At 65.4% G+C, this 23,003-nt stretch carries 27 protein-coding genes and 1 tRNA gene; 17 read left to right on the top strand and 11 right to left on the bottom strand.

From position 1 onward, the window contains the following. Nucleotides 1-36 precede the first annotated feature (36 nt). Nucleotides 37-192 (bottom strand): hypothetical protein, encoded by a 156-nt coding sequence (locus P0086_RS17425; RefSeq protein ID WP_275787811.1) that lies wholly within the window; start codon nucleotides 190-192, stop codon nucleotides 37-39. 123 nt (nucleotides 193-315) lie between these two features. Between P0086_RS17425 and P0086_RS17420 the strand changes: the two genes are divergently transcribed. The 6 genes from P0086_RS17420 (at nucleotide 316) to P0086_RS17395 (ending at nucleotide 5,921) form a co-directional block, all read left to right on the top strand. Continuing rightward, nucleotides 316-867 carry a cytochrome c oxidase subunit 3 gene (locus P0086_RS17420; protein ID WP_275787808.1) on the top strand — a complete coding sequence of 184 codons (552 nt, stop codon included), beginning with the start codon at nucleotides 316-318 and terminating at the stop codon, nucleotides 865-867. A 5-nt stretch (nucleotides 868-872) separates the two neighbouring features. Beyond that, the gene (locus tag P0086_RS17415) at nucleotides 873-1,151 is read left to right on the top strand and encodes a cytochrome C oxidase subunit IV family protein (RefSeq protein WP_112612664.1); all 279 of its coding nucleotides are present in this window, start codon (nucleotides 873-875) and stop codon (nucleotides 1,149-1,151) included. A 171-nt stretch (nucleotides 1,152-1,322) separates the two neighbouring features. Continuing rightward, the gene (locus tag P0086_RS17410) at nucleotides 1,323-1,775 is read left to right on the top strand and encodes a cytochrome c (RefSeq protein WP_112594456.1); all 453 of its coding nucleotides are present in this window, start codon (nucleotides 1,323-1,325) and stop codon (nucleotides 1,773-1,775) included. Between the two features lie 21 nt (nucleotides 1,776-1,796). After that, nucleotides 1,797-3,143 carry a cbb3-type cytochrome c oxidase subunit I gene (locus P0086_RS17405; RefSeq protein ID WP_112594458.1) on the top strand — a complete coding sequence of 449 codons (1,347 nt, stop codon included), beginning with the start codon at nucleotides 1,797-1,799 and terminating at the stop codon, nucleotides 3,141-3,143. A 57-nt stretch (nucleotides 3,144-3,200) separates the two neighbouring features. After that, nucleotides 3,201-4,013, top strand: coding sequence for a CbbQ/NirQ/NorQ/GpvN family protein (locus P0086_RS17400; RefSeq protein ID WP_112612665.1), 813 nt, complete (start codon nucleotides 3,201-3,203; stop codon nucleotides 4,011-4,013). A 9-nt stretch (nucleotides 4,014-4,022) separates the two neighbouring features. Then, nucleotides 4,023-5,921 carry a VWA domain-containing protein gene (locus tag P0086_RS17395; RefSeq protein WP_275787801.1) on the top strand — a complete coding sequence of 633 codons (1,899 nt, stop codon included), beginning with the start codon at nucleotides 4,023-4,025 and terminating at the stop codon, nucleotides 5,919-5,921. 217 nt (nucleotides 5,922-6,138) lie between these two features. Here P0086_RS17395 and P0086_RS17390 read toward each other — a convergent pair whose 3' ends face one another. Genes P0086_RS17390 through napE form a run of 6 tightly spaced genes read right to left on the bottom strand, consistent with a single transcriptional unit; the run spans nucleotide 6,139 to nucleotide 10,768 of the window. Further along, nucleotides 6,139-6,834, bottom strand: a complete 696-nt coding sequence (locus tag P0086_RS17390; protein WP_112594701.1) for a NapC/NirT family cytochrome c — start codon at nucleotides 6,832-6,834, stop codon at nucleotides 6,139-6,141. A 7-nt stretch (nucleotides 6,835-6,841) separates the two neighbouring features. Next, nucleotides 6,842-7,345, bottom strand: coding sequence for a nitrate reductase cytochrome c-type subunit (locus P0086_RS17385; protein WP_112594464.1), 504 nt, complete (start codon nucleotides 7,343-7,345; stop codon nucleotides 6,842-6,844). Continuing rightward, nucleotides 7,312-9,819 carry a periplasmic nitrate reductase subunit alpha gene (gene napA / locus P0086_RS17380; RefSeq protein ID WP_275787798.1) on the bottom strand — a complete coding sequence of 836 codons (2,508 nt, stop codon included), beginning with the start codon at nucleotides 9,817-9,819 and terminating at the stop codon, nucleotides 7,312-7,314. The genes P0086_RS17385 and napA overlap by 34 nt, the downstream gene beginning before the upstream one ends. Beyond that, nucleotides 9,794-10,075 carry a chaperone NapD gene (locus tag P0086_RS17375; protein WP_112594468.1) on the bottom strand — a complete coding sequence of 94 codons (282 nt, stop codon included), beginning with the start codon at nucleotides 10,073-10,075 and terminating at the stop codon, nucleotides 9,794-9,796. Before P0086_RS17375 ends, napA begins: the two co-directional genes overlap by 26 nt. Further along, entirely contained in the window at nucleotides 10,068-10,568 is a 501-nt protein-coding gene (locus tag P0086_RS17370; protein ID WP_148151648.1) for a ferredoxin-type protein NapF, read from the bottom strand. Before P0086_RS17370 ends, P0086_RS17375 begins: the two co-directional genes overlap by 8 nt. Nucleotides 10,569-10,576: 8 nt before the next feature. Further along, nucleotides 10,577-10,768 carry a periplasmic nitrate reductase, NapE protein gene (gene napE, locus P0086_RS17365; RefSeq protein WP_112608839.1) on the bottom strand — a complete coding sequence of 64 codons (192 nt, stop codon included), beginning with the start codon at nucleotides 10,766-10,768 and terminating at the stop codon, nucleotides 10,577-10,579. Nucleotides 10,769-11,086: 318 nt separating this feature from the next. On the opposite strand from napE, the gene P0086_RS17360 reads away from it, so the two are divergent. Next, entirely contained in the window at nucleotides 11,087-11,599 is a 513-nt protein-coding gene (locus tag P0086_RS17360; RefSeq protein WP_275787793.1) for a hypothetical protein, read from the top strand. Nucleotides 11,600-11,675: 76 nt separating this feature from the next. Here P0086_RS17360 and P0086_RS17355 read toward each other — a convergent pair. Beyond that, a tRNA-Ser gene (locus P0086_RS17355) sits at nucleotides 11,676-11,765 on the bottom strand. 232 nt (nucleotides 11,766-11,997) lie between these two features. On the opposite strand from P0086_RS17355, the gene P0086_RS17350 reads away from it, so the two are divergent. The 3 genes from P0086_RS17350 (at nucleotide 11,998) to P0086_RS17340 (ending at nucleotide 14,239) form a co-directional block, all read left to right on the top strand. Next, nucleotides 11,998-12,315, top strand: coding sequence for a hypothetical protein (locus P0086_RS17350; protein WP_112594703.1), 318 nt, complete (start codon nucleotides 11,998-12,000; stop codon nucleotides 12,313-12,315). Between the two features lie 63 nt (nucleotides 12,316-12,378). Next, nucleotides 12,379-13,029, top strand: coding sequence for a peptide-methionine (S)-S-oxide reductase MsrA (gene msrA / locus P0086_RS17345; protein WP_275787790.1), 651 nt, complete (start codon nucleotides 12,379-12,381; stop codon nucleotides 13,027-13,029). Nucleotides 13,030-13,246: 217 nt separating this feature from the next. Next, nucleotides 13,247-14,239 (top strand): BMP family ABC transporter substrate-binding protein, encoded by a 993-nt coding sequence (locus tag P0086_RS17340; RefSeq protein ID WP_112608833.1) that lies wholly within the window; start codon nucleotides 13,247-13,249, stop codon nucleotides 14,237-14,239. Nucleotides 14,240-14,308: 69 nt separating this feature from the next. On the opposite strand, the gene P0086_RS17335 is transcribed toward P0086_RS17340, so the two are convergent. Further along, nucleotides 14,309-14,539, bottom strand: a complete 231-nt coding sequence (locus P0086_RS17335; RefSeq protein ID WP_112594483.1) for a SlyX family protein — start codon at nucleotides 14,537-14,539, stop codon at nucleotides 14,309-14,311. Between the two features lie 180 nt (nucleotides 14,540-14,719). On the opposite strand from P0086_RS17335, the gene P0086_RS17330 reads away from it, so the two are divergent. Genes P0086_RS17330 through deoA form a run of 7 tightly spaced genes read left to right on the top strand, consistent with a single transcriptional unit; the run spans nucleotide 14,720 to nucleotide 21,644 of the window. Further along, complete coding sequence (locus P0086_RS17330) at nucleotides 14,720-16,255, top strand: ABC transporter ATP-binding protein (RefSeq protein ID WP_275787786.1); 1,536 nt, start codon at nucleotides 14,720-14,722, stop codon at nucleotides 16,253-16,255. After that, the gene (locus P0086_RS17325) at nucleotides 16,252-17,385 is read left to right on the top strand and encodes an ABC transporter permease (protein WP_112594487.1); all 1,134 of its coding nucleotides are present in this window, start codon (nucleotides 16,252-16,254) and stop codon (nucleotides 17,383-17,385) included. The genes P0086_RS17330 and P0086_RS17325 overlap by 4 nt, the downstream gene beginning before the upstream one ends. 4 nt (nucleotides 17,386-17,389) lie before the next feature. After that, entirely contained in the window at nucleotides 17,390-18,361 is a 972-nt protein-coding gene (locus tag P0086_RS17320) for an ABC transporter permease (RefSeq protein ID WP_112594490.1), read from the top strand. A 2-nt stretch (nucleotides 18,362-18,363) separates the two neighbouring features. Continuing rightward, complete coding sequence (locus tag P0086_RS17315) at nucleotides 18,364-18,756, top strand: cytidine deaminase (RefSeq protein ID WP_275787780.1); 393 nt, start codon at nucleotides 18,364-18,366, stop codon at nucleotides 18,754-18,756. Continuing rightward, entirely contained in the window at nucleotides 18,753-19,562 is an 810-nt protein-coding gene (locus tag P0086_RS17310; RefSeq protein WP_275787778.1) for a purine-nucleoside phosphorylase, read from the top strand. Before P0086_RS17315 ends, P0086_RS17310 begins: the two co-directional genes overlap by 4 nt. Further along, nucleotides 19,555-20,328, top strand: coding sequence for a deoxyribose-phosphate aldolase (gene deoC / locus P0086_RS17305; RefSeq protein ID WP_275787775.1), 774 nt, complete (start codon nucleotides 19,555-19,557; stop codon nucleotides 20,326-20,328). Before P0086_RS17310 ends, deoC begins: the two co-directional genes overlap by 8 nt. Nucleotides 20,329-20,330: 2 nt before the next feature. Beyond that, nucleotides 20,331-21,644, top strand: a complete 1,314-nt coding sequence (gene deoA, locus P0086_RS17300) for a thymidine phosphorylase (RefSeq protein WP_275787773.1) — start codon at nucleotides 20,331-20,333, stop codon at nucleotides 21,642-21,644. Here the strand turns inward: deoA and P0086_RS17295 are convergent. Beyond that, nucleotides 21,634-22,167 (bottom strand): TIGR02281 family clan AA aspartic protease, encoded by a 534-nt coding sequence (locus tag P0086_RS17295; protein ID WP_275787770.1) that lies wholly within the window; start codon nucleotides 22,165-22,167, stop codon nucleotides 21,634-21,636. The genes deoA and P0086_RS17295 overlap by 11 nt on opposite strands. A 200-nt stretch (nucleotides 22,168-22,367) precedes the next feature. Then, nucleotides 22,368-22,997: a uracil phosphoribosyltransferase gene (gene upp, locus P0086_RS17290; protein ID WP_112594501.1), complete on the bottom strand. Its 630-nt coding sequence runs from the start codon at nucleotides 22,995-22,997 to the stop codon at nucleotides 22,368-22,370. Nucleotides 22,998-23,003: the final 6 nt, after the last annotated feature.

Genomic DNA, 23,003 nt, shown 5'->3' with positions numbered 1-23,003 from the left:
GCTGCGATTTTCGGATCGGACCGGTCGCCGGGACGGCTATTGCTGCACGAACAGCACCGCGGCGATCGCAACCGAAAACAGCACGGCCGCGACCGCGCTGTAGCGCTGCAGCACGCCCATCCGATGGAGCGCGACCGCAAAGACGATGATGATCGGCGTGGCCACGAGCAGGCCGGCTTGAGCGTCTGACATTCTGATCAGTCCTATCGATTGAGCCGATCCTATCCGCCCGGCGATGTCGTTCTTTGCGAAAGCGCAAAGATCTGGCCGCCCCGAGATGCCAAGCATCCGGTGGAACAGAGCCGGAGATCCAGAATGACCGTGGCGCAGCTATCCCAGGACGATGCCTCCGACGAAGGCGGCGACCTGCTTCTATGGATCCTCGTCTTCAGCGAGCTCGCCGCCTTCGGGATCCTCCTCGGCGGATTCCTCGTCATGTCCCTGATTCATCCGGAAAGCTTCGGCGCGGCGAAGCTGCACCTGTCGGCGCGCCTGGCCGGCTTCAATACGGTCGTCCTGCTCGCCAGCGGATGGCAGGCGGCGCTGGCGGCCCGGACAGGCGCCAGCGTCGGGCAGCAGCGCATCGCGCTCCTCATCGCCGCCGCGCTCGGTTTCGTCTTCGTCGGTCTGAAAGCGCTGGAATACACCGCCGAACTGCCATTTGCGGGAGACGACCGGTTTGCGACCTTCTTCGAGCTCTACTTCATGATCACGGGCTTTCATCTCGCGCATGTCGCCTTCGTCGCCGGCCTGTTCGTCGTGGCGGCCCTGCGGCCGGTGCGGGCCAACATAGTGATGCTGACGACCGTCTGGCACGTGATCGACATCGTCTGGCTCGTCATGTTCCCGCTGATCTACTTCGGGTGAGACCCATGAACCCCAAGACCTCCGGCTCGCTGTTTGCCAGCACCAACTGGATTTTGATGATGGGTGTCGTCTCCGGCATCGTCTCCGCGCAGTGGAAGCACGAGGCGCTACCGATCGTCGCACTGGCCGCGATCCTGCTGCTGACGGTGTTCAAGGCCCGCCTCATCATCCTCGACTTCATGCACCTGCGCGAACGGCCGGCGCTCGCTGCGGCGCTGCTTGGCTGGCCGATCCTGTTCTGCATCGCCGTCCTGGCGAAGATCGCGGTCCCCGCCCTGCTCTAGCGCCGGCTTCGTCTTCCCAACGCGTTCTTGTTTGCAAAATCACAAAGAAGAGCGCCGGGAAAAACCTCAATAAACTGAAGGTCGTATGCGCCACATTGATCCCGGCTGCCGGCGAAGATCCTCGCTGCAGGCCGCGGTTCGATGCGGCCCGCAATTCAAGGGGACCTCCGAATGGCTGAACGCCTGACAAAGACAGGGGCCCGAAACGTCTTCTACGGCGGCTCGGCGTTCTTCTTCGCAATATTCATCGGGCTCACCGCCCATAGCCACTACTACATGCGCACGACATCCACGGATGAGACGACGCTGACGGACTCCGTCGCCCGCGGCAAGCACGTGTGGGAAAAGAACTCCTGTATCAACTGCCACACGCTGCTGGGCGAAGGCGCCTACTTCGCGCCGGAACTCGGCAACGTGTGGAAGCGCTGGGGCGGCGACACCGACCCGGAGACCGCCCGCGAGACGCTCAAGGGCTGGATGGCCGCGCAGCCCTCCGGGATCGAGGGCCGGCGCCAGATGCCCCAGTTCAATCTCACCGAGCAGGAGCTGAACGATCTGGCGGACTTCCTGGAATGGACCAGCCGCATCAAGACGCAGAGCTGGCCGCCGAACGACGCCGGTTGATCAGGGGAAAGGAAGACTGAGATGAAGTATCAAACGCAAAAGGTCGCCATGCTGTATTTCTACGGCGCGCTCGGCCTGTTTCTCGCCCAGGTCCTGTTCGGCGTCCTCGCGGGCACGATCTACGTCCTGCCCAACACGCTCTCCGAACTGCTGCCCTTCAACATCGTCCGCATGGTGCACACCAATGCCCTGATCGTCTGGCTGCTGATGGGCTTCATGGGGGCGACCTACTACCTGCTGCCGGAAGAGGCCGAGACCGAACTCTACAGCACCAGGATCGCCGTGGTGCAGTTCTGGCTCTTCCTCGTCGCCGCCGCGATCGCCGTGGTCGGCTACCTGCTGCACATCCATGAGGGCCGCGAGTTTCTCGAGCAGCCCTTCGCGATCAAGGTCGGCATCGTCGTCGTCGCGCTGATGTTCCTCTACAACGTGACACTGACGATCCTGAAGGGCCGGAAGACGGTCGTGACCAACATCCTGGTCTTCGGGCTCTGGGGTGTCGCGATCTTCTTCCTGTTCGCCTTCTACAACCCGGCCAACCTGGCGCTCGACAAGATGTACTGGTGGTACGTCGTGCACCTGTGGGTCGAAGGCGTGTGGGAGCTGATCATGGCTTCCGTCCTGGCGTTCCTGATGATCAAGCTGAACGGCATCGACCGCGAGGTCGTCGAGAAGTGGCTCTACGTCATCGTCGGCCTGGCGCTGTTCTCGGGCATCCTCGGCACCGGCCACCACTATTACTGGATCGGCGCCCCGGGCTACTGGCAGTGGATCGGCTCGCTGTTCTCCACCCTCGAGGTCGCCCCCTTCTTCACCATGGTCGTCTTCACCTTCGTGATGACCTGGAAGGCGGGCCGCAAGCATCCGAATCGCGCAGCGCTGCTCTGGTCGATCGGCTGCTCGGTGATGGCGTTCTTCGGCGCCGGCGTCTGGGGCTTCCTGCACACCCTGTCGTCGGTGAACTACTACACCCACGGCACGCAGGTCACCGCCGCCCACGGCCACCTCGCCTTCTTCGGCGCCTATGTGATGCTCAACCTCGCCATCATGGCCTATGCGGTGCCGGAGATCCGCGGCCGCGCGCCCTACAACCAGTGGCTCTCGATCGCAAGCTTCTGGATCATGTGCACGGCCATGTCGGTGATGACCTTTGCGCTGACCTTTGCCGGGGTGCTGCAGGTCCACCTCCAGCGCGTGCTCGGCGAAGGCTACATGGACGTGCAGGACCAGCTGGCGATGTTCTACTGGATCAGGCTCGGCTCCGGCGTGTTCGTGCTGATCTCGGCGCTGATGTTCCTCTGGGCGCTGTTCGTGCCAGGCAAGGCGCGCAATCCCAGCGTCGCCGCCACCGTGCAGCCGGCCGAATGAACGATGCGGCTCCGGCATCGCCGGAGCCGCGCTCTCCCTTCCTCAAGGAAACCCGTCATGACTGTTCTGACCTCGACCCCGTTTCAGGCCCAGCCGGAAATTCCTCCCTATGTTCCCCAGGGCAACGAGTGCGCCCTGTTCGAGACCGCGCTCGTCAGGCAACTGCCGCTGCTTCTGAAGGGGCCGACCGGCTGCGGCAAGACCCGCTTCGTCAGCCACATGGCGGCCCGGCTCGGTCTGTCGCTCACGACCGTCTCCTGCCATGACGACCTCGCCGCCGCCGACCTGACCGGCCGCTATCTTCTCAAGGGCGGCGACACGGTCTGGGTGGACGGGCCGCTGACGCGCGCGGTGCGCTCCGGCGGGGTGTGCTATCTCGACGAGATCGTCGAGGCGCGCAAGGACGTCGCCGTCGTGCTGCATCCGCTCACCGACGACCGCCGCATCCTGCCGTTGGAGCGAACCGGCGAGATCCTGGAGGCGCCACCGGGCTTCATGCTCGTCGTCTCCTACAATCCGGGCTACCAGAACATCCTGAAGGCGCTGAAGCCTTCGACCAAGCAGCGCTTCGTCGCGATCGAGTTCGACTTCCTGCCGAAGGAGCAGGAGATCGCGGTGGTCTCGACCGAAAGCGGCCTCGAAGCGGCGAAGGTCGCCCCGCTCGTCGAGCTCGCCCACCGCCTGCGGGCGATGAAGGGGCACGATCTCGAGGAAGGCGTTTCCACCCGGTTGCTCGTCTATTGCGCCTGCCTGATCGACAGCGGCATGCCGGCCAAGGAAGCGGTTCTCGCCGCCCTGATCGAGCCTTTGACCGACGAGCCGGACGTGCGGGCGGCACTGCGGGAAATCGCGCACGCCGTGATCGCCTAGGGGGCATCCATGCTGGATTTTCTCGAACTGGAAGAAACGGTCGGCAAGTTCTGGCATCGGCTGGTGGGGTCGACCGCCAGCATGCCGCGCTATCCCGACCATGCCATATCCTTCGAGGAACTGAAGCCGATCCTCAGCGCCTGCTTCCGGGGTTTTGGCGGCGCGCCGGCGGTTCAGCTGACCCCGGCGCATGCGAAGACCTCGCGGCACCGGCTGCGCCTGCGCCAGCTGATCGGGCTTGGCGAGGAGAAGGTGGCGGGCGCCAGCCGCGACCTCGCCACCGCGATGCTGCCGCCGGTGATCGACCACTTTCCGGACCGGCAGCTCAACCGCGATCTCTACATCTGGCTGGCCGCCGCCATGGCGCTGATGGACCTGGAGGCGCCGGACGGCACGGACCCGCTGCGGCGGGATCTGCGCCGGATCGAGACGGCGCAGGCCATGGTCCTGCGCGTGACCGCCGCGTTTCCCGGCCTGAGCGCGACCTACCGGCGCCTTTGCGCGGCGACGCTGAAGGAGCGAAGCCGCGGCATCCTGCCGGCCGTCGAGCAGCTCGTCGAAAACCGCATCCTCGCGCTCCTGAAGAAGGGGGCCGGCCTCAAGGACGATACGCTGCCGGCGATCTTCCCGCATCATGCGCCCGCGGGCTACCAGCCGATGATGGGCGTGCCGCTCTGGCCCGAATTTCATGTCCGCTCCGAAGCCGACACGACGATCGAGGATGCGGTGCCGGACGGGACGCAGGAGCAAGGACTTGCCGGCAATGCGCGCTATCTGGCGACGCGGCAGACCAGCGATGAGCGCAAGGGCGAGCGCAGCCCGTTCATCCTGAACCGCTTCGAGAAGATTCTGGCGATGGCCGAAATGGTCAACGTGGACCGACCGACGGACGACAGCGAGGACAGCGACAGCAAGGCGGCCGACGACCTGGACGAGATGAAGCTCGGCCAGCGCCGGGAGCGGCCGTCCTCGAAATTCCGCTTCGATCTCGACCTGCCGCCGGAAATGATCGACCTGTCGGAGATGACGGCCGAGATCAGCTACCCCGAATGGGACTATCGCAAGGGCCGCTATCTGGAGAACTACACGAACGTGCTCGCCGTGCCGGCCGAGAGCCTCGGCGAGCGAAGCGCGCTGGACAGCGAGACCCAGTCGCTCGTCCGCAAGGTGCGGCGCCAGTTCGAGGTGCTGCGGCCGCGCCACGAGCTGTTGAAGGCGCAGCTGGATGGCTCGGAGCTCGATCTCGACGCCGTCATCCGCTCGCGGGCGGACCTCGCCGCCGGCGGACAGGGCAGCGACCGGATCCACCTGGCGAGCCGACCGCTCGCGCCGGATCTCGCGACCACGATCCTGGTCGACGTCTCGCTCTCCACCGACGCCTGGATCGACAACCGCCGCGTCCTGGACGTCGAGAAGGAGGCCCTGCTGGTGCTGGCGCACGGCCTTGCCGCCTGCGGCAGCATGCATTCGATCCTGACCTTCACGTCGCGCCGTCGGTCGTGGGTGCGCCTCGAGACGGTGAAGGGGTTCAACGAGACGATCAGCGCTGCGACCGAAGAACGGATCGCCGGATTGAAGCCCGGCTACTACACGCGCATGGGTGCTGCCATCCGCCACGCCGCAGCCGATCTTCGCAAGCAGCCGAGCCGGAAGAAGCTGCTGCTCGTCCTCACCGACGGCAAGCCGAACGACATCGACCATTACGAGGGCCGGTTTGCGTTGGAGGATACCCGCAAGGCGGTGCAGGAGGCCCGGCGCACTGGGGTGAGCGTCTTTGCCGTCACCGTCGACCGGGACGCGAACAACTACCTTCCGGCACTCTTCGGCAGGAACGGATACGCGCTCGTCGGCGACATCTCGAAACTGCCGGTGGCGCTGCCCACGATCTATCGCGGACTGACGGCATAGGGGGCAAACATCCGCGATAACGAGCGACGAGGCCGGTCGCTCGGGGGCCCGGCATGGGCGGAATGCCGGGCCCTCTTCTTTTGTCGACCACGAGGCCCGTTTCGATCCGCGACGACGGCGCCCGGTGGCGCCGTCCAGCATCGACAACCAGCACGAAACGCCGACATCGATCGGCGCGAGGTCACGCCGGGACAGCCCCGGTGCGCCGGGGACGCTTCTAGTTCACCTCAGCATGGAGTTCCGCCATGGCGCGGCTCAGGTCGTCGATCGGGGTCAACCCGGCCGATGGCTTGCCCTGAAGCTCCGGCGGCATCTTCCAGCCCGGATCGACGCCCTGCATGTTGGGCAGTTCGTGGGCGATCCCCTTGTGGCAATCGATGCAGGTCGCCTTGCCCGGCAGCAGGTAGCGCGTGTGGATCTCGGCCGCCCGCTGGGTCTGCTTCTGCAGGTCCATGGCGACCGAGGAGTGGCAGTTGCGGCATTCGAGGCTGTCGTTGGCCTTCAGGCGCGCCCATTCATGCTGGGCGAGCTCCAGCCGGTGTTCCAGGAATTTCGGCCGGGTGTTGATCGTGCCGAAAATCTTGCCCCAGACCTCCTTGGAGGCCTGCATCTTGCGCGCGATCTTGTCGGTCCACTGATGCGGAACGTGGCAGTCCGGGCACGAGGCGCGCACGCCCGAGCGGTTGGAGAAATGGATCGTCCGCGTCAGCTCCTGGTAGACGTTGTCACGCATCTCGTGGCAGGAGGTGCAGAATTTCTCGGTGTTGGTCAGTTCCAGCGCCGTGTTGAAGGCGCCCCAGAACATCACCCCGCCGACGAACCCGCCCAGGGTGAGGAAGCCGAGGCCTAGCGTGCCGGCCGGGGTGGCGACAATCTTCCATGCCCAGAGGATGACGCCCTTTATCCATTTGATCATGGCGTCACTCGCTTCCGGCGGGCTTGACGCCCATCTCGCTCATGTCCCTGAAGCCGTTCGGCACCAGGGGGCGCGTGTCCGCCTGCGGCACGTGGCAGGCGGTGCAGAAATAGCGCCGCGGCGAGACATCGGCGAGCATCTGGCCTTCGCGGGTCATGTAGTGCGTGACGCTGATCATCGGCGCGCCGGAATCCTGCGTGAACTCCCGCTTGTGGCAGGACAGGCAGCGGTTGGCGTTGACCGACAGCTCATAGCCCTCGATCGAATGCGGAATGACCGGCGGCTGGTCGGGATAGGCGCGCATCTTGCGCTGATCGTCGACCACCCATTTCGGCAGCGGCGCCGCCGCCTCGGTCGCCATCGACGGCGTCGGCCCCTCCAGCTGCGGCGGGGTTTTCGTCACCACCTGGGCAATCGCAGCCGTCGCAACGAAGATGAGAAGCCCCGCTGCGATGGCCGTCCATTCAGGCCGCCTCAGACGGCGACGGGAACAATCTTGACCGCGCATTTTTTGAAATCCGTCTGTTTGGAAATGGGATCGGTTGCGTCCAGGGTGACCTTGTTGATGAGCTGGCTCGCATCGAACCAGGGGACGAAGACAACGCCCGGCGGCATGCGGTTGCGGCCGCGCGTCTCCACGCGGGAGCGGATCTCGCCGCGCCGGGAGACGATGCGGACTTCCGCGCCCTGGTTGATCCCGCGCTTGCGCGCATCGTCGGCATTCATGAAGACGCGGGCGCCCGGGAAGGCCTTGTAGAGCTCCGGCACGCGCATCGTCATCGAGCCGGAATGCCAGTGCTCCAGCACGCGCCCGGTCACGAGCCAGACGTCGAACTCCTCATCGGGGGACTCCGCCGGCGGCTCGTACGGCACGGCGAGAATGACCGCCCTGCCGTCCTTCTGGCCATAGAACTTCAGGCCCTCGCCCGGCTTGACGTAGGGATCGTAGCCCTCGCGGTAGCGCCAGAGGGTCTCCTTGCCGTCGACCACCGGCCAACGCAGCCCGCGCACCTCGTGGTACATGTCGTAGGGTGCGAGATCGTGGCCGTGGCCGCGGCCGAAGGCGGCATATTCCTCGAACAGTCCCTTCTGGATGTAGAAGCCGAAGGCTTCCGCTTCGTTGTTGTCGTATTCGGGATTGATCCCGCTCAGCGGGAAGCGGTCGACTTCGCCGTTCCTGTACAGGACCTCATAGAGCGTCTTGCCGCGGTACTGCGGGTTCGCCTCGAGGATCTCGGCGGGCCAGACCTCGTCGGTCGTGAACCGCTTGGAGAACTCCACCATCTGCCACAGGTCGGAGCGCGCCTCGCCCTTGGCCTGGACGAGCTGATGCCAGACATGGGTGCGGCGCTCGGCATTGCCGTAGGCGCCTTCCTTTTCCACCCACATCGCGGCCGGCAGGATGAGGTCGGCGCTCATCGCGGTGACCGTCGGATAGGCGTCCGAGACGACGATGAAATTGTCCGGGTTGCGATAGCCCTGCCAGGTCTCGTTGCTGGTGTTGGGGCCGGCCTGGACGTTGTTGTTCACCTGCACCCAGTAGAAGTTGAGCTTGCCGTCCTTGAGCATCCGGTCCTGCTGGACGGCATGGTAGCCCGGCTTCTCCGGAATGATGCCGTGCGGGATGCGCCAGATCTCCTCGGCGTGCTTGCGGTGCTCGGGGTTCGTCACCGTCATGTCCGCCGGCAGGCGGTGGGCGAAGGTGCCGACCTCGCGGGCGGTGCCGCAGGCGGACGGCTGGCCGGTCAGCGAGAACGGGCTGTTGCCGGGCTCGGAGATCTTGCCGGTCAGGAGATGCAGGTTATAGACCATCTGGTTGGCCCAGACGCCGCGGACATGCTGGTTGAACCCCATGGTCCAGAGCGACATGACCTTGCGGTCGGGATCGGCATAGAGCTCCGCCAGCTCCTGGAGGAACCCGGGGTCGACGCCGGTCATTTCCGCCGTCTTTTCCAGCGTGTATTCGGAAACGAATTCCTTGAACGCCTCGAAGTCGATCGGTTCGGACTTGCCCGGTTCGGCTGCATTGGCAGCCTTCGTCTCCTGCGGATCGTCCGGCCTGAGGCCGTAGCCGATGTCGGTGGCGCCGCGGGCGAACTTGGCGTGCTGGCGGACGAAGTCCTCGTTCACCCGCCCGGTCTGGATGATGTGGTTGGCGATGTAGTTGAGGATGACCAGGTCCGTTCCCGGCTTGAACACGACCGGGATGTCGGCGAGATCCATGCTGCGGTGGGTGAAGGTCGACAGCACGGCGACCCGCACATGCGGATGGCCGAGGCGGCGGTCGGCGACACGCGTCCAGAGGATCGGATGCATCTCCGCCATGTTCGAGCCCCAGAGCACGAAGGCGTCGGCATGCTCGAAATCGTCGTAGCAGCCCATCGGCTCGTCCATGCCGAAGGTGCGCATGAAGGCGTAGGCGGCGGACGCCATGCAGTGGCGCGCGTTCGGATCGAGGTTGTTGGAGCGGAATCCCGCCCGCATCAACTTGGTGGCGGCATAGCCCTCGAAGATGGTCCACTGGCCGGAGCCGAACATGCCGACGGCGGTCGGCCCCTTTTCCTTCAGCACCTTCTTGCACTGCTCGGCCATCACGTCGAAGGCCTCGTCCCAGCTGACCGGCTCGAACTCGCCGTCCTTGGCGTAGGCGCCGTTGCGCTTGCGCAAGAGCGGGGTCTGCAGACGATCCTGCCCGTACATGATCTTGGAGAGGAAATAGCCCTTGATGCAGTTCAGGCCGCGGTTGACCTCGGCCTGCATGTCGCCATGGGTGGCGACGACCTGCCCCTCCTTGACGCCGACCATCACGCCGCAGCCCGTGCCGCAGAACCGGCACGGGGCCTTCGACCATTTGATTTCGAGCGCCTCGACCCCGCCCGGCACCGGCTGGGCGGCCGCGGGAAGCGCGACACTGGCCGTGGCCGCGGCGATGCCGGCCGCGTGGGCCTTCAGAATGTCACGTCGCGTCAATGTTCCGGTCATCGCTTCCAGTCTCCTCTGTCTCGACGTGCTCGAAAACCATGTTTGCGGAGATCACCCCGTCCAGGAGCGACATGCGCGTCAGGCATTCCCCGAGCATGCCCGTCGACGTCCCTTCGATCACGACGACGATCTTGCCGCCGCCTTCTCCGTGGACTTCGACGTGTTCCATCTTGTTGATCTCGGCCAGCACCGCCGCGGTGCGCGCCGGCATGGTCGCGATCACGGCGCTGGAAATGTGATAGGTTCCCTCAGGCATCGGCCACCTGCAATTCTCGTGCATGAAGGCCGATCGCCCCGACCGGGCAGACGCCGAGGCACGCGCCGCATCCGCTGCACAACGCTTCGTTCAGTTCGGGAAGGAAGGCCCCGCCGATGCGCGGGCGAAAACGGATCGCCTGCACAGGGCAGCATTCGCCGCAGGACTGGCAGGCGACGTTCCGCCGCGCCAGGCAGGCATCGTCGACGCTGGCCACATGCGGGAAGCGTGCCGCCCCCTTCTCGACGAAGACAGGCGCGGGACAGGCGGCGGCGCATTCCCCGCAGAAGGTGCATTCGCCGCGCGAAAAATCGATCGACGGCACACCGCCTGCCAGATCGATGATGCCGCTCGGACATCGTTCGGCGCAGAGCCCGCACCCCGTGCACGCCACGAGGCTCTCGGGCGTCGCCCCCGGCGGACAGATCCCCGCCTTGCGGGCGACCGGCCGGCCGAAGAAGAGCTCCCGTCTGGAGATCGCGTCCTCGCGCATGTCGGACCTCAATGGCCAAGCGGCCCGGGTGGGCCATAGACGATCTGGAACATCCAGACCAGGAAGCCATAGCCGCCGACGACACCGACGGCGACCAGCGGCCAGATACCGAAGGCCAGCACGAAGAAGGCGATCAATTCGGCACGGCGCCGAGAACGTTTCTCGGCCAAGACAGAGTGTTCTGTAGGAATTTCAGCCATCTCGCCCTCACGGATAGGAAGAAGATAGCGCCGAAGGTCAAATAGTAAAGCCGGTGAGGTGCTTTGCCGCACGCCCGCGTTGCGGATCGGAACAGGCTGCCATCGTGGCGCGGCGAATATGCCGAGCGCCATTGCCGCATTTTTTGATTATTGCAAAATAACAACGACTTAAACATGAAACCGTCGAGGCGACGGCGATGCTTTCCAATGCCTACGGAGGGATGGATATCGCGGACAGACTACTTCAGGCTTGATCAAAACTGCATGCGGTGTCATAGAATAGTTTTTATTTATACTGGGGACGAGGGAATGAATGAAATGGCTTCTGGCATCGGGGCAACTGAGCCCTATTCATGGGAATTCAGAGAGGGCAAATTTAACAGGGACGTCACCGTAACGTTAGAATACTATGCGAAGAAACTAAACAACACCTGGAAGCAACAGCGACTAATTTCAGTAATTGTAATGTTGTGTAGCGTATTTGCCCCGCTTCTCGTCGTTGGCTCATCATTGGAACAAGCGTTCTATCTGAGCGATGTAGCGATAAAGATCGGTGCGGTAATTGTTACCATAATTTTATCCATCGCCGAAGGATTGAAGAGAATATTTCGATTTGATCGGCGTTGGGTCGCCATCTATTGGGCGAGATCGGCAATCAAGCGCGCCAGAAACGACTATCGGATTGCACAGATAGGCCAGCCGATCGGAAGTGAGACCTGGGTCGCCAACTTCAAGGCTTTCCGCGATCGGTACTACGAGACAATCGACGCCGAGACTCGCGAGTTTTTTGACGCCTTGGGGAAGGGAGATGAAAAAGCTGGCCCGAAATAGCAGGCCCCGCCACCCATGGCCGCATCGATCGCTCAATCCAGGGCCAGCAAAACGACACCGATTGCCGGGAGGAGGATGGCGGACAGAGAGGGATTCGAACCCTCGATACGCTTTCACGTATACACGCGTTCCAGGCGTGCGCCTTCAACCACTCGGCCACCTGTCCATCCGCTGACGGCCGGCGGTCAATCCGGCGCGGACCGCTTTGCTGTTTCCAGTTGGCGGGACGGCGCGATATATACCGATGATGGCCGCCGGATCAACCGCTTTCTGACAGATTTTTGACCGCGTTCGATCGCGTCGGCGCAACGCCGATTGCAAGGGATGGCGGCGCCTCTTATCTATAGGCCGACGCAGGGGATCGGGCCGATGGTCCCGCCGGAGTGATACCGTCGATGATACGCTTCGTTTTCAGGATGCTCAGCCTCGTGGCGCTCGTGCTCGCCGTGATGGCGGCGACGCTGGATGCCATCCAGTCCGTGGCCGCGTCCACACCCGTGCTGACGCCGCTGGCGGTGGCCTGGAGTGCGGCCAGCCCCGAATCGATCGCCTTCGTCGCCGACACGCTGATGAACCGGGTGCACCCGCTGCTGTGGGATCCGGCAGCACTGTGGGTGCTGTCGCAGCCGGCGGCGATCGTGCTGCTCGTGCTGGCGCTGCTGCTTTGGATGATCGGCTACAAGCGCCGGCCGTTCGCCGGCCGCTTCACCGCCTGAGAGCGGCATCCCGAATGCCCATGACAGTTGCCCGGCCATCCGGGCTGGAACGGAGGAGTTCGCGTGTTTCTGATCGACATGTTCAACAGGAAGACGACGATGCCCGCGCCGGACGGCGCGCTTCCCGGTCGCGCCGACCCGATCCCGACGGCGGAGACGCATTTCGTCAATGGGCGGCCGCTCCAGGCGCCCTATCCCGACGACACCCGCAGCATCCTGCTCGGGCTCGGCTGCTTCTGGGGCGCCGAGCGGCTCTTCTGGCAGATCCCGGGCGTCTACGTCACCGCGGTCGGCTATTCCGGCGGTTACACGCCGAACCCGACCTACCAGGAGACGACGACGGGGCTGACCGGGCATGCCGAGGTGGTTCGCGTCGTCTACGATCCGCAGGCCGTCTCCCTCGAGACCCTCTTGAAGGTGTTCTTCGAGCAGCACGACCCCACCCAGGGCATGCGCCAGGGCAACGATATCGGAACGACCTACCGTTCGGCGATCTATGCGACCGACGACGGCCAGTTGCAGACCGCCCGGAAGGTGCGCGACCAGTATCAGGCCGCCCTCGATGCGGCCGGGCACCGCAGCAGGATAACGACGGAAATCGCGCCGGCCGGCGCGTTCTATTTCGCCGAGCCCTATCACCAGCAGTATCTGGCCAAGAATCCCGGCGGCTCCTGCGGCCTGCGCGGGACGGGCGTATCCTGCGCCATCGGTTGACGGCGCTGCGTCTCGCCGCCGCATCGAAATCCCTCAGGGCGGGTCCATTCGGGCCCGCAACGTTTTTTTACCAACTGAAAAAATTCTCGTGAAATTTTGCGGCGGGCATGCAAGGATCGCCGCGTCTGATCCTCGGGAACAGGGTTGGCGCTCCGCAGACCGTCATTTACGGACGTGCGGGAGGACCCAAAAAAATCAATAGCAACAGGGCTGCACGATGAAAAAAACCTTGCTTACTCTCCTTGCCACTGCGGCCATGTCGGCGACGGCGCTCGCAGCGGACATCAAGCCGGCCATCATCTACGACCTCGGCGGCAAGTTCGACAAATCCTTCAACGAAGCAGCCTTCAACGGCGCCGAAAAGTTCAAGGCCGAGACCGGCATCGAATACCGCGACTTCGAGATCGCCAACGACGCCCAGCGCGAGCAGGCGCTGCGCCGCTTCGCCGGCGACGGCAACAACCCGATCGTGATGGCCGGCTTCTCCTGGGCCGCCACGCTGGAGAAGGTCGCAGCCGAATATCCGGACACCAAGTTCGCGATCATCGACATGGTGGTCGACAAGCCGAACATCCGCTCCGTCGTCTTCAAGGAAGAGGAAGGCTCCTGGCTCGCCGGCATCCTCGCCGCCATGGCGTCGAAGTCGAAGACCGTCTCCTTCGTCGGCGGCATGGACATCCCGCTGATCCACAAGTTCGCCTGCGGCTATATCGGCGGCGCGAAATCGGTCGGCTCCGACGTCAACGTGCTCGAGGCCTATACCGGCACCACGCCCGACGCCTGGAACGACCCGGTCAAGGGCGGCGAGATCGCCAAGTCGCAGTTCGACCAGGGCTCTGACGTCGTCTACCACGCGGCCGGCGGGACCGGCGTCGGCGTGCTGCAGGCGGCGGCAGATGCCGGCAAGCTCGGCGTCGGCGTCGATTCCAACCAGAACATGCTGCATCCCGGCAAGGTGCTGACCTCGATGCTGAAGCGCGTCGACGTCGCCGTCTACGACGCCTTCAAGTCGGCGAACGACGGCAACTTCACCCCCGGCATCAACGTGCTCGGCCTGAAGGAAGACGGCGTCGGCGTCGCCATGGACGACAACAACGCACCGCTGATCACGCCCGAGATGAAGGCCGCCGTCGACAAGGCCAAGGCCGACATCATTGCCGGCACGGTCACCGTCCACGACTACATGTCGGACGAAACCTGCCCCTACTGATCACAGCAGTCCTGGAGGGCCCGCCGGGTTCGCATCGAGCCCGGCGGGCCCTCTGATTCTGCGGGCGCGTCAGTAATGCGGCGGGCGGGTGACCGGCGGCGCCTCGAGGGCATTCTCCTCCAGCGCGAGGAAGCGTTCGGCCAACTGGTCCAGCTTTGCCCGCATCTGCTCCACGACCTTCCACTGCCCGGCAATCTGGTCGGACAGTTCCTCGATGGTGCGGTCCTGGTGGGCGATGTGCTCCTCGAGGGCGGCGATGCGGGCCGAATGGTCTTCGGCAGTGTCGGCGGGTTCTGTCATGATGCTTCGGCCTTGCGCTTCGTTGTGACGGATCTAACGAATGACGGCGCGGGCCGCAATGATGCTGGACAAGCGCAACGGAAGCAACAAGACTGAACCGGCAGAGAGCGGCCGGACGTGAGAAGCCAGCAGACCCGCCATGCGGACGACGGCTTCCCCACACAAGAACAACGGATCGTCATGGTTGAACTGGCAATCGAACTGAAGGGCATCGACAAGAGCTTCGGCCTCGTCCATGCCAACAAGGACATCAACCTGAAGGTCCGAAAAGGGACCATTCACGGCATCATCGGCGAGAACGGCGCCGGCAAGTCGACGCTGATGTCGATCCTCTACGGCTTCTACCAGGCCGATCGCGGCGAGATCCTGGTCGATGGCAAGCCGATCGACATCCGCGATCCGAACACGGCGATCTCGGCCGGCATCGGCATGGTGCACCAGCACTTCATGCTGGTGGAGAACTTCACCGTGCTCGAGAACGTGATGCTGGGGGCGGAGGAAAGCTGGATCCTGAACGCCGGCATCACCAAGGCGCGCAGCGAGCTGAAGCGGCTGGAGAAGGAATACGCGCTGGAGGTCGATCCGGATGCGGTGATCGAGGAACTTTCGGTCGGGCTGCAGCAGCGCGTCGAGATCCTGAAGGCGCTCTACCGCAAGGCGGACATCCTGATCCTCGACGAGCCGACGGGGGTTCTCACCCCGGCCGAGGCCGACCATCTGTTCCGCATCCTCGGACAGCTGAAGGCGCAGGGAAAGACCGTCATCCTCATCACCCACAAGCTGCGCGAGATCATGGCGATCACCGACGAGGTGTCGGTCATGCGCCGCGGCGAGATGGTGGCGACGCGGCAGACGAACAAGACCTCGGTGGAGGAACTGGCCGAACTGATGGTCGGCCGGCGGGTGCTGTTGCGGGTCGAGAAGGGCGAAGCGCGTCCCGGCGCCGTGAAGCTCTCGGTGAAGGGCCTGACGGTGCGCGACAGCCGCGGCGTGACCATGGTCGACGACGTCTCCTTCGATCTGCGCGCAGGCGAGATCGTCGGCATCGCCGGCGTCGCCGGCAACGGCCAGTCCGAGCTCCTCGAGGCGATCGCCGGCATCCGCCGGGCGGTCGCCGGCAGCGTCGAACTGAACGGCCGGGCGATCGACGTCACCGGCCATGCCGATCCGGCCGAGCTGCGCCAGCGCGGGCTGGCGCATGTGCCGGAGGACCGCCACCATGTCGGGCTGGTCTTGAAGTTCGAGGAAAGCGAGAACGCCATCCTCGGCTATCACGACGACCCGAAATACCGCAAAGGCCTGCTGCTCGACGTCGATGCGATCCGGGCGGACGCGGAGGACAACATCCGCAAATACGACATCCGGCCGCCGAATGCGCGGCTGAAGACCGCCAACTTCTCCGGCGGCAACCAGCAGAAGATCGTGCTCGCCCGCGAGATGGAGCGGGACCCGGACGTGCTGATCATCGGCCAGCCGACCCGCGGCGTCGACGTCGGCGCGATCGAATTCATCCACCGGCGCATCATCGAGATGCGCGACCAGGGCAAGGCGGTGCTGCTCGTCTCGGTCGAGCTCGACGAGATCCGGGCGCTGTCCGACCGGATCCTCGTCATGTTTGCCGGTCGCGTCGTCGGCGAACGTGAACCCGATGCCTCCGAAGGCGAGATCGGCCTCCTGATGGCCGGCGTCGAAGGCCCGAAGGAGGCCGCGCAATGAGCACCCCTTATGCGAAACTGCCGGGCTGGGTCGAATACGGCCTCATCCCGCTCGTCAATCTCGTCGTCGCGTTTGCGGTCGCCGGCCTCGTCGTGCTGCTCGTCGGCGAGAGCCCGCTGGAAGCGGCCTACCACATGATCAACGGCGCCTTCGGGCGCGGCGAATACATCGGCTTCACGCTCTACTACGCCACCACCTTCATCTTCACCGGGCTCGCGGTCGCCGTCGCCTTCCATGCCGGGCTGTTCAACATCGGCGGCGAGGGCCAGGCCTATGTCGCCGGCATCGGCGTGGCGCTGGCCTGCCTCTGGCTCGACCGCCTGATGCCCTGGTACGTGGTGTTTCCGATCGCGATCCTCGGTGCGGCGCTGTTCGGCGCCGCCTGGGCCTTCCTGCCCGGCTGGTTCCAGGCCAAGCGCGGCAGCCACATCGTCATCACCACGATCATGTTCAACTTCATCGCCGCGAGCCTGATGAACTACATGCTCAACCGGGTGATGAAGCCGCTCGGCTCGATGTCGCTGGAGACGCGCACCTTCGACGCCGGCGGCCAACTGCCGAAGCTCGACTGGCTGATGGCGATCTTCGGCCTGAGTGTCGGCACCTCGCCCTTCAACGTCACCTTCCTCCTGGCGCTTGCGGCCAGCTTCGGCGTCTGGGTGCTGATCTGGCGGACCAAGCTCGGCTACGAGATGCGCACCATGGGCCACAGCCCGCAGGCGGCGCGCTATGCCGGCATCAAGGAGGCGCGGATCATCGTCATCACCATGATGATCTCCGGCGCGCTCGCCGGCATGATGGCGCTGAACCCGATCATGGGCGAGACCTACCGCATGCAGCTCGACTTCGTGCAAGGCGCCGGCTTCGTCGGCATCGCCGTGGCGCTGATGGGGCGCTCGCATCCGGCCGGCATCATCCCGGCCGCGATCCTGTTCGGCGTGCTCTACCAGGGCGGCGCCGAGATCGCCTTCGAGATGCCGTCGATCTCGCGCGACATGATCGTCATCATCCAGGGGCTGGTGATCCTCTTCGCCGGCGCGCTGGAGCACATGTTCCGGCCCGCCATCACCCGCGCCGTCCTCGGCCTGTCCGGGCGCGGGCGCACGCAAGCAGCCGTCAAGGGAGCCTGAGGCCATGGACTATCTCCAGCTCTTCCTCGAGCTCGCGCAGTCGACCGTGCGTCTTTCGACGCCGCTGATCCTGGCCGCCCTTGCCGGTCTCTTCACCGAGCGCGCCGGCGTCTTCGACATCGGCCTGGAAGGCAAGATGCTCGGCGGCGCGTTTGCCGCCGGCTGCGTCGCCTTCGTCGCCCAGTCGGCCATGGCGGGTCTGCTCGCCGCCGTCGTCGTCTCGGTGCTGCTGTCGCTCGTGCACGGCTACGCCTCGATCACCCAGCGCGGCAACCAGATCGTCTCGGGCGTCGCCATCAACTTCATCGTCGCCGGCGCCACCGTCATCCTCGGGGAAGCCTGGTTCCGGCAGGGCGGGCGCACGCCGGCGCTGGCCGAAGGCGCGCGCTTCCAGGAGATCACGCTTCCCTTCGCCGAGACGCTGCGCGGCGTGCCGTTGCTCGGGCCGATCTATGCCGAGCTCATCTCCGGCCACCAGGCGCTGACCTACCTCGCCTTCCTGATGGTGCCGGCGAGCTGGTGGATCCTCTATCGCACCCGCTTCGGGCTGAGGCTCAGGGCGGTCGGCGAGAACCCGGGAGCGGTCGACACGGCCGGCATCTCGGTTCTGTGGATGCGCTACCGCGCCGTCATCTGCTGCGGTATCCTGTGCGGCATCGCCGGCGCCTATCTGTCGCTCGCCGCCAATGCCGGCTGGACGAAGGGGATGACAGCCGGCAAGGGCTATATCGCGCTCGCGGCGCTGATCTTTGCCAAGTGGCGGCCGGTACCGGTGATGCTGGCCTGCCTGCTGTTCGGCTTCCTCGACGCCTTCGCCATCCGCTACCAGAGCACGCCGCTGCCGTTGATCGGCAAGGTGCCGGTACAACTGATGCAGGCCCTGCCCTATATCCTCACCGTGGTGCTGTTGGCCGGCTTCATCGGCAAGGCCATCCCGCCGAAGGCCGGTGGCGTCCCCTACGTGAAGGAGCGGTAAGAATGTCCCACGACCTGTTCGAAGCGGCGCGCGACGCCATGGCGTTTTCGCACGCGCCCTATTCGAAGTTTCCGGTGGGGGCGGCGATCCGTGCGGAGGACGGCAAGGTCTATCGTGGCGCCAACATCGAGAACATCTCGTTCCCGCAAGGCTGGTGCGCCGAGCCGACGGCGATCGGCGCGATGATCATGGGCGGCGCGAAGAAGATCGTCGAGATCGCCGTGATCGCCGAGAAGCTGCCGCTCTGCCCGCCCTGCGGCGGCTGCCGGCAGAAAATCGCCGAATTCGCCTCGTCGTCGACGCGCATCTATCTGTGCGACGAGACGGGCGTGAAGAAGACGCTGACGATGGACGAGCTCTTGCCGCACAGCTTCGCGACGGAGGTGATCGGATGAAGGACACCGTCGACCAGCTGTTCCCGCATCTCGGCGGGCGCGTGCCGCGCTACGGCATCATCCTGGGATCCGGGCTCGGCTCGCTCGTGGAGACCGTCGAGGGCAGCGTGCGCATTCCCTATTCGGAGCTTCGCAGCTTTCCGGTCAGCACCGTCTCGGGCCATGCCGGCGAAATGGTGATCGGGCTCGTCGGCGGCGTGCCGGTCATCATGCTGTCCGGTCGGGCGCACTACTACGAGAAGGGTGATGCGAACGCGATGCGCGGGCCGATCGAGGTGCTGAAGGGGCTCGGCGTCACCTCGCTGATCCTGACCAATTCCGCCGGTTCGCTGCGCGAAGACATGCCGCCCGGCTCGGTGATGCGCATTTCCGACCACATCAACTTCTCCGGCGCCAACCCGCTGATCGGGATCGAAGACGACGACCGGTTCGTCGGTATGACCCAGGCCTACGATGCGGGCCTTGCGGCGCAGATGGAGGCGGCGGCGCAGAAGACCGGAACGCCGCTCCACCAGGGCGTCTACATGTGGTTCTCGGGGCCGAGCTTCGAAACGCCGGCGGAAATCCGCATGGCGCGGGTGCTCGGCGCCGACGCCGTCGGCATGTCGACCGTGCCGGAGGTGCTGATCGCCCGCCACCTCGGGCTGAAGGTGGCCGCGGCGTCGGTGATCACCAACTACGGTGCCGGCATGACCGGCTCCGAACTCAGCCATCACGAAACCAAGGACATGGCCCCGGTCGGCGGTGCGCGGCTCGCCGCCATCCTTGCCGAGATGATCGCGGCCGGAGAAACTGCCGATGAATGAGACCACACCCCGCCTCGTCGCCGCCAAGGCGCTGTCGCTGCTCGACCTGACCGACCTCTCCGACACCTGCGACGCGGCCGCGATCGAAAAACTCTGCGCGCAGGCGAACACCCCGTTCGGCCCGACGGCGGCCATCTGCATCTGGCCGCGCTTCGTTGCCCAGGCCCGGGCCCTTCTCGGCCCGGACAGCCCCATCCGCATCGCCACGGTGGTCAACTTCCCCTCCGGCGACCTGCCGGTCGACACCGTCGTCTCCGAGACGGAGCAGGCGATCGCCGACGGCGCCGACGAGATCGACCTCGTCATTCCCTACAGGGCGCTGATGGCCGGCAACGAGGACGCCGTGCGGGAGATGATCCGCGCGGTGCGCGCGGCCTGCAAGCCGCCTGTCGTGCTGAAGACGATTCTCGAGACCGGCGAGCTGAAGGACCGCGACCTGATCCGCAATGCGTCGCATCTGGCGATCTCGTCGGGCGCCGACTTCATCAAGACCTCGACCGGCAAGGTGGCGGTGAACGCCACCCTGGGCGCGGCCGACATCATGCTCAACGCCATCCGCGAGAGCGGCCGCAATGTCGGCTTCAAGCCGGCAGGCGGCGTGCGCACCGTTGCGGATGCGACCCTCTACCTGGACCTCGCCGCAACGATCCACGGTCCCGACTGGGCGGCGCCCTCGACCTTCCGCTTCGGCGCCTCCGGCCTTCTCGGCGACATCATCGCCGTGCTCGAGGGCCGTGAGACCGGCGACCAGAGCGCGGCCTACTGATCATGCTGCCGCAGGAGACCATACGGCGAAAGCGCGACGGCGAGGTGCTGGCGGCGGAGGAAATCAGCGCCTTCATCGCGGCGCTGACGGAAGGAACGGCGAGCGAAGGCCAGGTCGCAGCCTTCGCCATGGCCGTGTGGTTTCGCGGCATGGACGCGCGCGAGACCGTTGCCTTGACCGAAGCGATGCGCGATTCCGGGGAGGTGCTCGACTGGCGCGACCTCGACCGGCCGGTGGCGGACAAGCATTCGACCGGCGGCATCGGCGACAACGTCTCGCTGATGCTGGCGCCGATCGCGGCAGCCTGCGGGCTGGCGGTGCCGATGATTTCCGGCCGCGGGCTGGGGCACACCGGCGGCACGCTCGACAAGCTCGAATCGATCCCGGGCTACACGGTCACCCCGACGCCGGCCCTGTTTCGCCGGACGGTGAAGGAGGCAGGCTGCGCGATCATCGGCCAGACGGCCGACCTCGCGCCGGCGGACCGGCGTCTCTACGCCATCCGCGACGTCACGGCCACGGTCGATTCGGTGCCGCTGATCACCGCCTCCATCCTGTCGAAGAAGCTCGCCGCGGGGCTGCATTCGCTCGTGCTCGACGTGAAGCTCGGCAACGGCGCCTTCATGACCAGCCGGCCGGATGCCGAACGGCTGGCGCGGGCGCTCGTGGAGGTCGCCAACGGCGCGGGCCTGCGGGCGACTGCGCTCATCACCGACATGAACCAGCCGCTCGCGGATGCGGTCGGCAACGTCGTCGAACTGGAAAACTGCATCGCCTTTCTCCGGGGCGAGAAGGCGGGGACGCGGCTGGAGCGGATCGTGCTGTCGCTGGCTGCGGAAATGCTGGTCAGCGGCGGCATCGAGACGGATACGGCAGCCGCGCATGAGCGTGCGCAGCGGGCCGTCGCAGACGGACGGGCCGCCGAGGTGTTTTCGACGATGGTGCGGTCGCTCGGCGGCCCTGCCGACCTTCTCGACAATCCGGCCGGCATCCTGGCGAGGGCCCCGGTCATCCTGCCCGTCACCGCCGCGACGTCGGGCTACCTTGCGGCCTGCGACGCGCGCGGCATGGGGATGGCCGTGATCGAAATGGGCGGCGGACGGACCAGGCCGGACCAGACGATCGATCATCGCGTCGGCTTCGACCGGCTGAAGCCGCTCGGCACGCGCATCGAGGCGGGCGACGAGATCGGGCGGGTCCACGCGCGAACGCTGGAAGAGGCCCAGGCCGGCGTTGCGCGCCTGCGCGCGCTGTACACAATCGAAGATGCCGCGCCGCTTCCGGACTATCCGATCATCGGCCGGATCAGCGAATAAGGCGCATCCGGCCGCCGTCGACCTGATAGGACGAGAGCCCCTTGAGGAAGGTCATGCCGACCAGCATGCCGGAGAGCGCCTTGTCCTCCAGCACCATGGCGCCGACATCCGAAACGCTGATCGAGCCGATGGCAACACTGTCGAGGCGGACATAGGCTGCGCGCGCCTTGCCGTTGGCCGTGTTGACCGCGTAGCGGAAATCGAGTTCCTTGCGCGCGATCCCCAGCCGTTCGGCCATCGAGACGTTGATCGCGACCATGCTGGCGCCGGTGTCGATCATGCCCTTCTGCTTGCGGCCGTTGATCGTGAACAGGCCGGAGAAGTGACCGGCGGCATCCGCCTCCAGCGTGACGCCGCGGTTGCCGGTATAGCGGGCGGTCGAGACCGGCTCGACGGTGGCCGTCTCTGCGCCGTTCGCGCTGCTCTCGCTCCGACCGGTGGACAGATAGCTGCTGGCAATGCCCGGCACATAGACGGCCACGGCGGCAATGGCGGCAACGACGAACAGACTGCGGGCGAACATGGGCATCTCCTGCGGGGATCATCCCCGACCTTGCACACGCCCCGATGGCGCGGGACGGTGCGCCGAACCGGACGTGTCAGGCAGTAGACCATGCCAATGTTGACGGACCGGAAAAATGGAGCCCGATCGCCGGATTTGCCGCGGTGAAAGCGCAGGGTGGCTAACACCCGGTTAACGCGGCATACCAACCTGCGCTGATACTACTTCGTGCCGTACATGCGGTCTCCGGCATCGCCGAGGCCGGGCATGATGTAGCCCTTGTCGTTCAGGTGGCTGTCGATCGACGCCGTATAGACCCTGACGTCGGGATGGGCGGAGCGGAAATTGCGGATGCCCTCGGGGGCCGCCAGCAGGCAGAGGAAGCGGATATTGGTGGCGCCCCGCTCCTTCAGCTTCTCGATCGCCGCGATCGCCGAATTGCCGGTAGCGAGCATCGGGTCGACGACGATGACCAGCCGTTCGTTCAGCAGGTCGGGGGCCTTGAAGAAATACTCGACGGCTTCCAGTGTCTCATGGTCGCGGTAGACGCCGATGTGCGAGACGCGGGCGGAAGGGACGAGCTCCAGCATGCCCTCGAGCAGGCCGTTGCCGGCGCGCAGGATCGAGGCGAATACGAGCTTCTTGCCCTCGAGGACCGGGGCGTCGATGACCTGCAGCGGCGTCTCGATCCGCTCGGTCGTCAATTCGAGGTCGCGCGTCACCTCGTAGCAGAGCAGCGTCGAAATCTCGCGCAAGAGCCGCCGGAAGCTGCCCGTCGAGGTGTCCTTCTTGCGCATGATGGTCAGCTTGTGCTGCACGAGCGGGTGATCGATGACTGTTACGCCGTCCATGGCCAA

The sequence above is a fragment of the Mycoplana sp. MJR14 genome, assembly GCF_029210525.1.
Classification (GTDB): domain Bacteria; phylum Pseudomonadota; class Alphaproteobacteria; order Rhizobiales; family Rhizobiaceae; genus Mycoplana.
Note: the sequence above shows the minus strand (reverse complement) of the source record. Positions and strands in the feature narration are given on the sequence as shown.

Bases quoted from the DNA above. Each gene is read 5' to 3' on its own strand.
- napA (WP_275787798.1), bottom strand. From the start codon at position 9,819: ATGACCGGAACATTGACGCGACGTGACATTCTGAAGGCCCACGCGGCC.
- P0086_RS17410 (WP_112594456.1), top strand. From the start codon at position 1,323: ATGGCTGAACGCCTGACAAAGACAGGGGCCCGAAACGTCTTCTACGGC.
- P0086_RS17295 (WP_275787770.1), bottom strand. From the start codon at position 22,167: ATGTTCGCCCGCAGTCTGTTCGTCGTTGCCGCCATTGCCGCCGTGGCC.
- P0086_RS17385 (WP_112594464.1), bottom strand. From the start codon at position 7,345: ATGCGCGGTCAAGATTGTTCCCGTCGCCGTCTGAGGCGGCCTGAATGG.
- P0086_RS17330 (WP_275787786.1), top strand. From the start codon at position 14,720: ATGGTTGAACTGGCAATCGAACTGAAGGGCATCGACAAGAGCTTCGGC.
- deoC (WP_275787775.1), top strand. From the start codon at position 19,555: ATGAATGAGACCACACCCCGCCTCGTCGCCGCCAAGGCGCTGTCGCTG.
- P0086_RS17405 (WP_112594458.1), top strand. From the start codon at position 1,797: ATGAAGTATCAAACGCAAAAGGTCGCCATGCTGTATTTCTACGGCGCG.
- P0086_RS17310 (WP_275787778.1), top strand. From the start codon at position 18,753: ATGAAGGACACCGTCGACCAGCTGTTCCCGCATCTCGGCGGGCGCGTG.
- P0086_RS17415 (WP_112612664.1), top strand. From the start codon at position 873: ATGAACCCCAAGACCTCCGGCTCGCTGTTTGCCAGCACCAACTGGATT.
- P0086_RS17400 (WP_112612665.1), top strand. From the start codon at position 3,201: ATGACTGTTCTGACCTCGACCCCGTTTCAGGCCCAGCCGGAAATTCCT.
- P0086_RS17325 (WP_112594487.1), top strand. From the start codon at position 16,252: ATGAGCACCCCTTATGCGAAACTGCCGGGCTGGGTCGAATACGGCCTC.
- P0086_RS17340 (WP_112608833.1), top strand. From the start codon at position 13,247: ATGAAAAAAACCTTGCTTACTCTCCTTGCCACTGCGGCCATGTCGGCG.
- P0086_RS17370 (WP_148151648.1), bottom strand. From the start codon at position 10,568: ATGCGCGAGGACGCGATCTCCAGACGGGAGCTCTTCTTCGGCCGGCCG.
- P0086_RS17375 (WP_112594468.1), bottom strand. From the start codon at position 10,075: ATGCCTGAGGGAACCTATCACATTTCCAGCGCCGTGATCGCGACCATG.
- P0086_RS17335 (WP_112594483.1), bottom strand. From the start codon at position 14,539: ATGACAGAACCCGCCGACACTGCCGAAGACCATTCGGCCCGCATCGCC.
- P0086_RS17420 (WP_275787808.1), top strand. From the start codon at position 316: ATGACCGTGGCGCAGCTATCCCAGGACGATGCCTCCGACGAAGGCGGC.
- napE (WP_112608839.1), bottom strand. From the start codon at position 10,768: ATGGCTGAAATTCCTACAGAACACTCTGTCTTGGCCGAGAAACGTTCT.
- upp (WP_112594501.1), bottom strand. From the start codon at position 22,997: ATGGACGGCGTAACAGTCATCGATCACCCGCTCGTGCAGCACAAGCTG.
- P0086_RS17360 (WP_275787793.1), top strand. From the start codon at position 11,087: ATGGCTTCTGGCATCGGGGCAACTGAGCCCTATTCATGGGAATTCAGA.
- P0086_RS17320 (WP_112594490.1), top strand. From the start codon at position 17,390: ATGGACTATCTCCAGCTCTTCCTCGAGCTCGCGCAGTCGACCGTGCGT.
- P0086_RS17315 (WP_275787780.1), top strand. From the start codon at position 18,364: ATGTCCCACGACCTGTTCGAAGCGGCGCGCGACGCCATGGCGTTTTCG.
- deoA (WP_275787773.1), top strand. From the start codon at position 20,331: ATGCTGCCGCAGGAGACCATACGGCGAAAGCGCGACGGCGAGGTGCTG.
- P0086_RS17425 (WP_275787811.1), bottom strand. From the start codon at position 192: ATGTCAGACGCTCAAGCCGGCCTGCTCGTGGCCACGCCGATCATCATC.
- P0086_RS17395 (WP_275787801.1), top strand. From the start codon at position 4,023: ATGCTGGATTTTCTCGAACTGGAAGAAACGGTCGGCAAGTTCTGGCAT.